The 12,640-nt window shown below is 75.1% G+C and carries 10 protein-coding genes; all 10 read left to right on the top strand.

The features are described from left to right. Positions 1-219: 219 nt before the first annotated feature. The 10 genes from ACWIZO_RS08785 to ACWIZO_RS08740 all read left to right on the top strand — a co-directional run bounded on the left by ACWIZO_RS08785 (position 220) and on the right by ACWIZO_RS08740 (position 12,627). Positions 220-2,037, top strand: coding sequence for a hypothetical protein (locus ACWIZO_RS08785; protein WP_448642103.1), 1,818 nt, complete (start codon positions 220-222; stop codon positions 2,035-2,037). Between the two features lie 470 nt (positions 2,038-2,507). Then, positions 2,508-3,413 (top strand): glycosyltransferase family 2 protein, encoded by a 906-nt coding sequence (locus ACWIZO_RS08780; RefSeq protein ID WP_448642102.1) that lies wholly within the window; start codon positions 2,508-2,510, stop codon positions 3,411-3,413. Then, the gene (locus ACWIZO_RS08775) at positions 3,410-4,435 is read left to right on the top strand and encodes a glycosyltransferase family 2 protein (protein WP_448642101.1); all 1,026 of its coding nucleotides are present in this window, start codon (positions 3,410-3,412) and stop codon (positions 4,433-4,435) included. The genes ACWIZO_RS08780 and ACWIZO_RS08775 overlap by 4 nt, the downstream gene beginning before the upstream one ends. After that, on the top strand, positions 4,432-5,265 hold the full coding sequence (locus tag ACWIZO_RS08770) for a polysaccharide deacetylase family protein (RefSeq protein WP_448642100.1): 834 nt from the start codon (positions 4,432-4,434) through the stop codon (positions 5,263-5,265). Before ACWIZO_RS08775 ends, ACWIZO_RS08770 begins: the two co-directional genes overlap by 4 nt. A gap of 32 nt (positions 5,266-5,297) precedes the next feature. Then, a complete protein-coding gene (locus ACWIZO_RS08765; protein WP_448642099.1) occupies positions 5,298-7,859 on the top strand; it encodes a glycosyltransferase family 2 protein in 2,562 nt (853 codons plus the stop codon). Next, complete coding sequence (locus ACWIZO_RS08760) at positions 7,856-9,235, top strand: lipopolysaccharide biosynthesis protein (RefSeq protein ID WP_448642098.1); 1,380 nt, start codon at positions 7,856-7,858, stop codon at positions 9,233-9,235. The genes ACWIZO_RS08765 and ACWIZO_RS08760 overlap by 4 nt, the downstream gene beginning before the upstream one ends. Further along, positions 9,232-9,843, top strand: a complete 612-nt coding sequence (locus tag ACWIZO_RS08755) for an acyltransferase (RefSeq protein ID WP_448642097.1) — start codon at positions 9,232-9,234, stop codon at positions 9,841-9,843. The genes ACWIZO_RS08760 and ACWIZO_RS08755 overlap by 4 nt, the downstream gene beginning before the upstream one ends. Further along, positions 9,840-10,244, top strand: coding sequence for a hypothetical protein (locus tag ACWIZO_RS08750; protein ID WP_448642096.1), 405 nt, complete (start codon positions 9,840-9,842; stop codon positions 10,242-10,244). Before ACWIZO_RS08755 ends, ACWIZO_RS08750 begins: the two co-directional genes overlap by 4 nt. Beyond that, positions 10,241-12,091 carry a hypothetical protein gene (locus tag ACWIZO_RS08745; RefSeq protein ID WP_448642095.1) on the top strand — a complete coding sequence of 617 codons (1,851 nt, stop codon included), beginning with the start codon at positions 10,241-10,243 and terminating at the stop codon, positions 12,089-12,091. The genes ACWIZO_RS08750 and ACWIZO_RS08745 overlap by 4 nt, the downstream gene beginning before the upstream one ends. Continuing rightward, positions 12,088-12,627, top strand: a complete 540-nt coding sequence (locus ACWIZO_RS08740) for a serine acetyltransferase (RefSeq protein ID WP_448642094.1) — start codon at positions 12,088-12,090, stop codon at positions 12,625-12,627. Before ACWIZO_RS08745 ends, ACWIZO_RS08740 begins: the two co-directional genes overlap by 4 nt. The last annotated feature ends 13 nt before the right edge of the window (positions 12,628-12,640 follow it).

Raw genomic sequence — 12,640 nt, 5'->3', positions numbered from 1 at the left:
TGGTGAACCGCACCGTCTTGCTCACTCTGAGCAACGAACGGTCGGCGTGCCGGGACCGTGAGCCATCTCGCCGTCCCCACAGTTGACCTCCCGGCCGGGCGCTGGCCACAGTCGGGACGGACGACACACCAGGTCCCGCCCCTGCGGCGCCGGATGCGAAGGGTGAGCGTGGTCAGCGCGACGGAGCCGGAACGTGCTTCCGGTCGCCGGAGCCGGGCGGTGACGATGTCGCTCGGGGCTGGTGGCCGGTCGTGGCTCGCCCGTGCCCTGCTCACCGTCCTGCTCCTGTTCGCCGCGTGGACGGTGCTGTCCCTGGCCAGCGGGTCGGCTCGCGCGGACACGTCCGGTTCCGAGTCGGCCGAGGTGCCCGGCGCCGTGCAGGAGACGACGGCGGAGGAGTCCTCGCCCGAGACCGGGTGGACCGGAACCGACGACGCCGCCACGGACAGCACGACCACGGACGACACCGCCACGGACCCCGGGTCGACCGACGACACCACCGCGGACGACACCACCGCGGACGACACCACCGCGGACGACACCGCGGCTGCCGGTCCGAGCGCTCCGCAGGCCGACGAGCTCGCGCCGCCGCCGGCGACGGACACCCCGGTCACCGCCGAGCAGCCGGAGACCTCCGCACCCACGTCGACCGACGACGGCCCGTCCGCGACGACCGGCCCCACGACCAGCGACGACACCGCGACCGACGACCCCGCGACGGACGACACCGCGACGGACCCGGACCCGTGTGCCGTCCCGCCGGCCGACCCCTGGGCGGACGACGAGGACGCCTGGTCGGACGACGAGGTGGCCGCGTCCACCGCGGACCAGGACGAGACGACCGCGGTCGACGCCGATCCGGCGTGCGCCCCGGACCCCGTGCCGCCGTCCGCCGGTACCGACGCCCCGGGTGCGGGGACGCCGCAGACGCCGAGCACGCACGGCTCCGGGTCCACCGGCACGCCGTCCACGCCGACCACGCCGTCCACGCCGTCCACGCCGTCCAGCGGGTCCGCGACCACGGGCGGCACGGGCACGAGCACGGCGACGACCGGGACGACCGCCGCGCCGACGACCACACCGTCCCCCGCTCACACGCCGGCCCCCGCCGCCCCGGCCGCCGTGCCGACCCCTGCGCCCACCTCGTGCCCGGTCCCGAACCCGACCGGCACCGGCACCACCAGCGGGAAGACGACGACCGCCACGAGCACCGCGACGTCGGGCACGACCGGGACCACGACCACGCCCCTCGGGCCGGTCCCCGCCACCGCGTCGACGAGCAGCACGGCGAGGCCGCAGACCACGTCGGCTCCCGGCACGACCACCAAGACGGCCACCAAGAGCACCGCGACCACGGCCACCACAGCCACGACGGCCACCAAGAGCCCGACGACCGCGACCCCGAGGGCACCGGCCCCGGCGGCGCCGCTCTGCACGGCGGCGACCCCGCCGGCGCCCGTGGTGGTCCACCCGGCACCGGCGACGACGACCCCGGAGCCGACGGCGGCAGCGCCTGTCGCAGCCGCGCAGCCCGCGGTGCCCACTCACGCGCTGACGAGCGGGCCGACCGTCGAGGCCGCCGCCCCTGTCGCGGCACCGTCCGCCGCCCCCCTCGTTCCCGAGGCGCAGGACGCGGGCGACCCGCAGTGCGCACCGGTCGAGGCCGGACACGACTCGGTCACCTGGAACGCGCGGGCTCCTGCGCAGCGGTCGGCACGCCAGGCCCCGCCCGCGCCGTCGTCCGCCACGCCCGGTCAGGCGCTCGCGCCACCGCCGCCGTCCGCGCCGGTGCCGCCCGCCCCGTCGCCGGCACCGCCGGCACCGTCCGCTCCCCCGCCGGCGCCGTCGACGCCGTCCGGGAGCTCGGGCGGCAGCTGTGCCGGCAACGGCCACCACAGCGGCGGTGACCACTCCCACGACGCCGTCCTCCCGCGGTCGGTGAGCAGCGCACCGGGCGAGGTCAGCATGCGCATGGCGGAGCTGCGTGCCGCCGGCGACCTCCCCGGCTCGAACGACCCGGACTCCCGGCCCGACTAGGGCCGCCGGCCCGCGTCCTGCCTCGCACGGACGTCCCGGCCGTCGGGAGCCACCGTGGCCGACGCACCCTCGTGGTGCCGGTGCGACGGGCTCCCCGGAGGGATCCGGGCCACCGCCGTGACCATGTGTGATCGGTCACCCGGTGAGCGCGTCCCCCGCACACGGACGTGGGACTCTCCTGGACAGTGCGATGACGCTCCGTGACACTCAGATCGAGATCCGGGGAACCGCGTGTCCCCGAGATGACCGAGCCGAATCCCGTGGGGGCCCTGTCCGAGTCGTGCACGTCCGCGCCGCTGCGCCGTGCCCTGACAGGACGACCCCACCCAGCCACACCACTCAGCAACACGGGTAGCGATGACCCGTCGGGCGACCTGGTCGCCGAAGGCCCGACGGCGAGCAATGGCGAAACCGGACCCGTCTCCCAGTACGAGAGGACCGGTATGCGCACACAGCAGGGCACCGTGACGATGACCCACACGACGGGCGCCAGCCCCCGGATCAGCGTCGTCATCCCGACCTACAACGAGGCCAAGAACCTCCCCCACGTCTTCGGGCTGCTGCCCGACGACCTGCACGAGGTGATCGTCGTCGACGGGCACAGCATCGACGGGACCGTCGAGATGGCCCGGTCCCTCCGCTCGGACGTCGTCGTCGTCGAGCAGAACCGCCGCGGCAAGGGCAACGCGATGGCGTGCGGGTTCGCCGCGGCGACCGGCGACATCATCGTCATGCTGGACGCCGACGGCTCGGCCGACCCGCGGGAGATCCCGCGGTACGTCGCTGCGCTCGTCACGGGTGCGGACTTCGCCAAGGGCACCCGGTTCAGCCAGGGCGGCGGCAGCAGCGACATCACCCGCACCCGCGCCTGGGGCAACCGGTGGCTCAACCGTGCGGTCAACGTGCTGTTCGGCACGTCCTACAGCGACCTGTGCTACGGCTACAACGCCTTCTGGGCCCACTGCCTGCCGGTGCTCGAGCTCGACGCCTCCGACGTCGGCCGCGACGGCAAGCTCTGGGGCGACGGTTTCGAGATCGAGACGATCATCAACACCCGCGTGGCCAAGGCCGGCCTGGCGATCTCCGAGGTCCCGAGCTTCGAGTTCCCGCGGATCCACGGCCAGAGCAACCTCAACACCTGGCGCGACGGGTTCCGGGTGCTGTGGGCGCTGCTCGTCGAGCGGGCGAACGGCGTGGGCCGCTCCGTCCCGGTCGACCGGCGTCGCTCCCTCGAGGCCCGTGCGGCCGGGCAGCCGGCCGCGCTGGCCGAGTTCTCCCGCTTCCCCCGGGAGGGCGGCCACGACCTCGACACGCTGGCCGACCTGACCAGGGCGCAGCAGATCGGCATCGACCGGCGTCGGGACGACGTCGCATGACCTCCGTCTCCGTCGTCATCCCCTGCTTCACCGAGGCGCGGTGGGGGGAGATCACGCGGGCCGTCGGCTCCGTGCTCGCCCAGACCCACCCGTGCCAGCTGATCGTCGTCGTGGACCACAACGACGTCCTGCTCGAGCGGCTGCGTCGCGCGGTCGGTCAGCAGGCCCGGGTGGTCCCCAACCGGTTCGCCCGGGGCGCCTCGGGCGGCCGCAACACCGGCGCGCTGCTCGCCGAGGGCGACCTCGTCGCGTTCATGGACGACGACGAGGTCGCCGAGGCGGACTGGATCGAGAACCTCGTCCGCGCCCACCGCGCGGCGCCGTTCGCCGTGGGCCTCGGCGGTGCCGTCGAGGCCCGCTGGCCGCACGGCACCCCGCGGTGGTTCCCGGAGGAGTTCTCCTGGACCGTCGGCGGCACGGCACCGCGGCCGCAGGACACCGACGTGCGCAACGTGTGGGGCGGCAATATGGCCGTGCGCCGCGCCCTCTTCCTCGAGGTCGGCGGGTTCGCCAACGAGTTCGGCAAGGTGGGGCACGCGTCCCAGCCCGAGGACACCGAGCTCTGCCTGCGCATGAACGCCCACGTGGGCGCCGGCGCCCGGTGGCGCTTCGTGCCCGACGCGGTCATCTCGCACGAGGTCCCGCCCGAGCGCAGCACGTTCCGCTTCTTCCTCCGCCGCAACTGGGCGGAGGGGACCGGCAAGCGGGTCATGTCGTCGCTGTCGGCCGCGGGCAGCGGGGTCCTCGACGAGGAGACCGCCTTCGTCCGCACGGTCCTGACCCGCGGGGTGCCGCGCGACCTGGCCGCGGCCGCGCGCGGCGACCTCGGCGGGCTGGCCCGGGCCGCGGCGATCGTGCTCGGGATCGGCGCGGCCGCGCTCGGCTACCTCGCCGCCGGCGTCCGGTCGGCCCGCACCCCCCGGCGCCGGCAGGCCGCCGACGCGGCCGTGCACGCCCGTCCCCTGGTCGGGCTGGCCTCGTCGACGGACTTCGAGCCCCGGCTCGAGAGGATGGAGGCGTGACCGCGGCCGGTCCGGGGACGGACGCCGACCGGCGCACGGTGCCGCCGGCCCGGTGGCGCATGCCGGTCCTCATGTACCACTCCGTGCCGGCGACGGCGCCGGCGACGCCGCACGAGCACGCGGTGCCCGCCGCCGAGCTGGAGGAGCAGCTGACCCAGCTCGCCGACGACGGCTGGCAGCTGGTGGGCCTCACCGAGGCGCTGGCGCTCCGGTCCGCCGACCCGGCCGCGCGGGTCGTCGCCGTCACCTTCGACGACGGCCTGCTCGACTTCCTGAACGCCGTCGAGGTGCTCACCAGGGTCGGCGCGCGGGCGACGGTGTACGTGCCGACCGGTGACGTCGGCCTGCGCCTGGCGGCGGACGACCCCCACGGGTCGCGGCTGAGCTGGGCCGAGCTGGCCGACGCGGCCGCCGCGGGGGTGGAGATCGGCAGCCACTCGGTCAACCACCGGACCATGGACGTGCTGCCGGCCGCCGACCTCCGGACCGAGCTCGTCGACAGCAGGCGGGCGATCGAGGACGCCCTGGGTCTGCCGGTGCGGTCCTTCTGCTACCCCCACGGGTACTCCTCCCGCCGGGTGGAACGAATGGTGGCTGCCGCGGGTTACTCCAACGGGTGCACCGTGGGCCGGAGGATCGCCACGTCGTCGGACGGTCCGTACCGTGTTCCTCGCCTGCACGTCCGGCCCGGCGTCACCGGTGACGCCTTCGAGGAGCTCCTCCGCGTCGGGGAGCCCGGCCTGACGCCCCGCCTCAAGCGCGTCGCCGCACCCGCGTGGCGGCTGGCCCGCCAGGCCGCCGTGCACGTCCTGCACCGCGAGCTGACCTGACATCACAGCCCGAACGGAGTCGATGACCTGACATGACCGCGGTGGAGAACGTCCTCACACCCGTGTGCGACACCGCGGCTCACGTCCTGGACGTGGAGCTGAGCGGACCGGTACCCGCGGTGCCGCGCACCGCACCGGACGGCAGCACGGCCGACGAGGCCTGGCTCCTCGTCCGGCTCGACGGCGAGCCGCTGGGCTGGGAGGTGCTGCCGCTGCCGGCGGAGGGGGTGCCGGCAGCCGCGCTGCGGCGCCTGCTCGACGAGCGCTGGGGCGAGGAGGTGCGCCGCCGACGGGCGCAGGCCGAGGGCTTCGCCGAGCGGCACGCCCGCCACCTCGCCACGGCCGGGCCCGCCAGCGTGGTGATCTGCACGCGCGAGCGGTCCGAGGCACTCACCACGTGCCTGGAGAGCCTCGTCGAGCAGGACCACCCGGACTTCACGGTCTGGGTGGTCGACAACGCGCCGGTCAGCTCCGCGACCCGGGACGTCGTCGCCGCGTTCGCCGACCGCCTCGACGTCCGCTACGTCCTCGAGCCGCAGGCCGGGCTCTCCCGGGCGCGCAACCGCGCGCTGCGCGAGGCGCTGGAGGGCGACGTCGTCGCCTGGATCGACGACGACGAGGTCGCCGATCCGCTGTGGCTCTCCGAGCTCACCCGCGCGATGGCCGAGCGGCCGGACGCGGACGCCGTCTCGGGCCTGGTCGTGCCCGCCGAGCTGGCCACCCGGGCGCAGGTCTGGTTCGAGCGCTTCGGTGGGCACAGCAAGGGTCGTGGCTTCACGCCGGCCGACTTCGGCCGCGGCAGCGACGACCGGCAGAGCCCCCTGTACCCGCTGCCCTCCTTCGGTGTGGGCGCGAACATGGCGTTCCGGACCGCCGCGCTGCGGCGGGTGGGGTTCGACGTGGCGCTGGGCGCCGGCACCCTGACCCACGGCGGTGAGGACACCCGCGTCTTCACCGACCTGCTGCGCGCCGGCGGCGCGACGCTGTACCGGCCGAGCGCGGTCACCCGCCACTTCCACCGCCGCGACCTCGCCGGGCTGCGCAGGCAGATGGAGGGGTACGGCACCGGGCTGACGGCCTTCTACACCTCCCTCGTGGCCGACTCCCCCCTCGTCCTCGTCCGGCTGGCCGCACTCGCCGGCCGGGCCGTGCGGGACATGACGAGCAGCTCGAGCCTGCGGGTGTCGGGCCTCTCGGAGGACTTCCCGCCCGAGCTGATGGCCGCCAACCGGGCCGGCATGAAGCGCGGCCCCGGGGCCTACGTGCGCCAGCGCCTGCTGGACCGTCGCGCCGCCACCTCCACCGCCGCGGCAGCGCCCGCGGGCACGCCGGCCGCGGACCTCCCCTGGCAGCCGACCGGGGTCGTGCGGTGGGACCTCGACGCCCCCTCCGACGACCTCGGCCTGAGCGCCGGGGACGCCGCCACCCACGGCAGTGCCCTGGTCGTGGTGTGGCGCGCCGCCCGCCCGGTCGCCCTGCTGACCCTGCCGGTGGCCGCGGCCCGCGACCGCGCCGCCCGCGAGGAGGCGCTGCACCGCGTCCTGCCCACGCTCCCGCCGCTCGTCCCCCGGACGCCGGCCGCCGCGCTGCCCGGCGTCTCCGTGGTGGTCCCCACCGTCCTCGAGCGCCCCGAGGAGCTGGCCCGCTGCCTGGACGCGCTGCTCGACCAGGAGTTTCCCGCGGTCGAGCTGCTCGTCGTCGACAACCGCCCCGACGGCAGCCCCGACGAGGTCTGCGCCTCGATCCCGCAGCTCGCCGCCCCGCGCGTGCGGCTGCTCCGCGAGCCGAAGCCCGGCATCTCCGCGGCCCGCAACCGCGGGGTGGCCGAGGCAGTCGGCCAGGTCGTCGCCTTCACCGACGACGACGTGCAGGTCGACCGCGGGTGGACCCGGGCGCTGGCCGAGCGGTTCGTGGCCGAGCCGGAGCTCGACGGCATCGGCGGGCTCGTCCTGCCCAGTGAGCTGGAGACCCCCGCGCAGGAGGTCTTCGAGCGGCACAGCGGCGGGACCGACAAGATCCTGCAGCCGGAGACCTTCTCGCTGGACCGGCCCGGCGCCGGCCCGTGGCACCCGGCCCGCTACCGGGTGCTGGTCCGCCGGGCGGGCGACGTCGTGCGCACCCACTCGCTCTACCAGCTCGGCACGTTCATGGGGGCCAACATGGCCTTCCGCACCGCGGCGCTGCGGGCCCAGGGGCCCTTCGACGAGGCGCTCGGCACGGGCACCCCGAGCCGCGGCGGCGAGGACGTCGACATGGTCGTCCGGATGCTGGCTTCCGGCCGGTCGCTGGGCTACGAGCCGGGAGCCGTCACCAGCCACGTCCACCGGCGCAGCGACGCCGAGCTCGCCCGGCAGATGTCGGGGTACGGGACCGGCTTCACCGCGCTGCTGACCGCGCTGGTCGTCCGCGACCTGCGCCACCTGGTCGGCCTGGTCGCCGCGGCCGTCCCCGTGCTCCGCGCCCGCCTCGGGCGGCGCGACCCGGAGGTCACCACGCTGCTGGAGGGGTTGCCGCCCGAGCTGGGCCGGCTGCGCGTGCGCGGCATGCTGGCCGGCCCGCGCGCCTACCTCGGCGCCCGCCGGAGGACGTCGTGACCACGACGGTGACCCCGCCCAAGCGGCGGGCCATGGAGTTCAACGCCCTCGCGCTGATGGCCTCGACCGTGCTGACCGGTCTGCTCGGCGTCGTCTTCTGGGTCGCGGCCGCCCGGCTGCTGCCGCCGGCGGAGGTGGGCCGGGCCTCCTCCGCGCTCTCGGCGATCACGTTCCTCGCCGGGCTGGCGCAGCTGAACATCATCAGCGTCCTGCTGCGCTTCGTGCCCGGCGCCGGGCGCGCCACCGGGGGGTTCATCGCCCGCGCGTACGGGCTGGCCCTGGGCACCGGGTTGGTGGTGACCCTCGTCTTCCTGGCGCTCGGCCTCGGCAGCGACATCCTCGGGAACGAGTGGTTCGTCCCCCTGGTCTTCCTCGGGGCCGTGCTCTGCTACGCCGTCTTCCTGGTCCAGGACGGCGCGCTGACCGCGCTCGGCGGCGCGGTGTGGGTGCCGCTGGAGAACCTGCTGGCCGGCGCGCTGCGCGTCGGGCTGGTGTTCGCCCTGGCCGTGGTGTCGACCCAGTGGGGCGCGCTCGCGGCGCTGGTCGCGCCGACGGTCGTGGCGATCGCGGTCGTCAACTGGTTCGTCTTCCGCCGGCTGGTGCCCCGGCACGTGGCCACCACGACCGCCTCCACCGACGTGGGCTGGCGGACGATCCGGGGCTTCGTGGCCGGCGACTACGTGGCCAGCGCGCTCGCCAGCTGCGTCGCGCTGCTCCCGCCGGTGCTGGTCTCCGCCGAGCTCGGCAGCGAGGCCGCCGCGTACTTCTACATCCCGTGGTTCATCGGCGTGCAGTTCGGGACGCTGGTGTGGAACATCGCGATGGCCTTCGTCGTCGAGTACGCCGCCGACAGCGGCACCATCTCCCGGCTGGTCCGGCGCTCGGTCCGGCTCACCGCGGCCGTCAGCCTCGCGGCCTGCGCCGTCGTCGTGCTGGGCGCCCCGCTGATCCTGGCGCTCCTCGGCTCCGGCTACGCCGACGAGGGGACCACGGCGCTGCGGTGGATCGGGCTGTCCTTCCCGTTCAGCGCCGGCTTCGTGCTCTTCACCGCCCTGAGCGTCTCCCGCAAGAAGCTGGTGCCGCTCATCTCGTCGCTGGCCGTCAAGACCGTGGTCTTCCTGACCGTCACGGCACTGGGGCTGCACTCCTTCGGCATCGAGGGGCTGGCCGTGCTCTTCCTCGTCTGCGAGGCCGGGACCGCCCTCGCCGTCGCGCCCGTCGCCCTGCGCTTCTACCGGGAGCTCGCCTCCGGGAGCGGGGATCCCCGCCCGGCGTCCGACGGACCCGACCAGCTCGCCGCCGGTGACGACGTCGCCGCCGCCCCGCCCACCGGGCCGCCTGCGAGCCCACCCACCTCCTCAGGGAGCACCTCGTGATCCACCCGGCCCCCACCGCCGGCGAACCGGCCGAGCGGTCCCCGCGGGCGTCGCTGCGCCTGCTGCTGGGCTCGCTGCGGCTCGACGCGCGGGTCTTCGGCCGCAACGTCTGGCTCAACCGGATCGCGGCCTCCTTCGCCGTGCCGAAGGTGCTGCGCCGGGCCGTCTACCGCGCCAGCGGGATGGCGGTCGACTCCTACGCGATCAGCCCGCTGCTGCGGATCGAGGGCGACCCGCGCAACGTCCGGATCGGCGAGCGGAGCTACCTCAACCTCGACTGCTACCTGGAGGCGGTGGCGCCGGTGCAGATCGGCGTCGACTGCGCGATCGGCATGCAGGTCCTGATCATCACCTCCGACCACCGCGCGCCCGGCGGCGGCTGGCGGCAGGATGCCTCCGGCCTGCCGGTGCGGATCGGCGACCGGGTCTGGATCGGGGCACGGGCCACGGTCCTGCCCGGCGTCACGATCGGCGACGACGTGATCGTCGCCGCGGGCGCGGTCGTCTCGTCCGACTGCGCGCCGGGCGGCGTCTACGCCGGCGTCCCCGCTCGCCGCATCCGCGAGGTGGAGCAGTCGTCCCGGCTCGGACGGAAGGCAATGGCATGAGCACGACCCCCGCGGTCCTCGAGGACCGCACCCCGCCGCTGGTCGGCGGCCGCGACGACCGGTTCACCCGTGCGCTGATCGCGTGGACCGGCCTGGTCACCGCGGTGCTGGCGGCCGCGAGCGTCCTGTTCGACGCGCCGTCCTGGCTGCGGCTGGTGACCGTCCTGGCCTTCGTCTGCGCCGGCCCCGGAGCGGCCGTCACGGCGCACGTCCCGGTGGGCCGGAAGTCCGCCGCCTGGGCGCTGACCAACGTGCTGTCGCTGGCCCTGTGGGCCATCGGCACGGCCGTGCTCGCGTGGCTCAACCGCTGGTCGCCGTCGGTCCTGCTGCTGGTCCTCGCCGCCGCCACGGTCGCCTCGTGCGGCTGGGCCGCGCTCTGTGCCCGGCGGGTGGCCCGATGACCCGCACGCTGTCAGGGGAGGCCGTGGTGGACACCGTGCAGGCAGTCCCGTCGCGACGCCCGGCTGCCGGGTCGGGCGCGCCGCGGGTCCCGTTCCTGCGCCGCTGGGGCGCTCCCCTGCTGGTGCTGCTCGGGCTGGCCGCGTGGGCGGTCAGCCTGACCCAGGTCGACACCGCGACCCGCTCGGACTACGGGCTCCTGGGCATGGTCGGTCCCCTGTTCCCCCTGGGGCTGGCGCTGCTGTGCGCCGGCTTCGTCCTGGAACTGGCCGACCAGCGGCGCTCGTCGGTCCTGGCCGCCGGCGTCATCGGCCTGGTCCTGGTCGTCGACGCCTCGGTGCCGATCCTCTACAGCACCCCCGAGTACGCGTGGACGTACAAGCACGTCGGCGTCGTCGAGTTCTTCCGCGAGGGCGAGGGGGTCACCGACCCCCGTGACATCTACCAGCAGTGGCCGGCCCTGTTCACCGCGGTGGCCGCGCTGGCCGACCTCACGGGCGTCAGCTCCCTGGCGCTGGCCACCTGGGCGCCGGTGGCGTTCAGCCTGCTGGCGTGCCTGCCGCTGTTCGCCATCGTGCGGCACCTGTCCGACGACCGGCGCGTCGCGTTCATCACCGTCTTCCTCTTCCACGCCGGCCTGTGGGTGGGCACCTCCTACCTCTCCCCCCAGGCCCTGGCCTTCCAGCTCGCCCTCGGCTGCTTCCTGGTCGTCGTCGCCTGGCTGCGGCGCACCCCGGTGGAGTGGCGACGGGGGCCGGGGTGGCTGCGCCGGCTCAAGGCGTGGTCGATCCGCGGCGCCGAGGAGGCCCCGCCGACCTCGCGCCGGGCCCGGGGGGCCGCGTTGGCGGCGCTGTACCTCCTCTTCTCCGCCATCACGATCACCCACCAGCTCTCGCCCTACATCCTGATCGCGGCCCTGCTGCTCGCCACCCTGCTCGGCCTGGTGCGGCCGCGCTGGACGGTGCTGGGCTGCCTGGTCATCGCCGTGGCCTTCCTCGCGCCCCGGCTGGAGTTCATCAACAGCGCCTACGGCCTCCTGGACAGCCTGAAGTTCTGGGAGAACGCGGGCGGCGTGGTGACGACGACGAGCGGCACGCCGGGGCAGGTGTTCACCAGCCAGGTCTCCACCCTGCTGGCCCTGGGCGTCTGGTCGCTGGGGCTGCTGGCCGCGCTGGCGTCCTGGCGCCGGCCCGGCCGGGTCCTGCTGCCGGCCGCGTTCGCCTTCGCGCCCTTCCTCATCCTCGTCGGGCAGAGCTACGGCGGTGAGGCGATCTACCGCGTCTACCTCTTCTCCCTGCCCTTCACCGCCTTCCTCATCGCGCAGGCGGCGGTGCGCATCCGCTGGCAGCGCCTGCTGATGCCGGTCCTCGCGGTGTTCCTCGTCGCCGCCTCGCTGGCGAGCATCCAGGGCCTGCACGGCACGCTGGCGTGGTCGACCTTCTCCGAGGACGAGGTGCAGGCCCAGCAGTGGCTCTACGCGAACGGGGAGGAGGGCCGCATGATCGTCGTCGGGGCGCAGAACGGGCCCGGCCGGCTCGCGGGCAACTACAACGCCTTCGGCGTCCCGTCCTCCGGCGGGGACCCGGACCTCATCACCTACGCGGGGCTGTCCGGCGTGATGTTCGACGCCGAGAACCGGGCCGCGGTCGACGAGTTCATGGCCACCCAGGGCGATCGCCCGTACCTGGTGATCTCGCGGGGGATGATCGAGTACGCCCGGTACTACGGGCTGCTCCCCGACGGCTCCCTGGAGGCGCTCGAGGAGGAGCTCGCCACGGCGCCCGGCTGGACGACCGTGCACCGCACGTCGGACGCGGTGGTGTTCCAGTACGTCGGGACGGAGCAGTGACCGCTGCCCGGCCGGGTGGGGGCTTCCTGCGCTGGACCACCCAGGACTGGGCGGTCAACGCCGGCTACCTCGACTCCCGGCTGGTGCTGCTGTGGTTCCGGGCCGCCCAGTGGGCGGCCCGGAACTGGGGCCTGCCCGGCCGGGTGTTCGCCGCCGTCTACTCGCTGGTCACGTCGCTGTTCGTGGGCGTCGAGCTGCCGCCGGGCCTGGAGGTCGGGCCCCGGCTGCGGATCTACCACCCGCACGGCATCGTGCTCAACCCCGGCGTGCGGCTGGGCGCCGACTGCGTGCTCCGTCAGCACGTGACCATCGGCAACGTGGTGCGCCGCGACGGCACCGAGAAGGGCGTGGCCAGCGCCGGGGACGGCGTCGAGTTCGGCGCCGGCTGCGTCGTCGTCGGCGGCCTGCACGTCGGGTCCCACGCGCGCGTGGGCGCCCTGTCGCTGGTGCTGCGGGACGTCCCCGAGTGGGGGGTGGCCGTCGGCAACCCGGCCACGGTGGTCCGCGTCGACGACCCGGGGGCGTCGGCGGCCTGAGGCGCGGAGCGCC

Source organism: Geodermatophilus sp. URMC 63, assembly GCF_053502565.1.
Note: the sequence above shows the minus strand (reverse complement) of the source record. Positions and strands in the feature narration are given on the sequence as shown.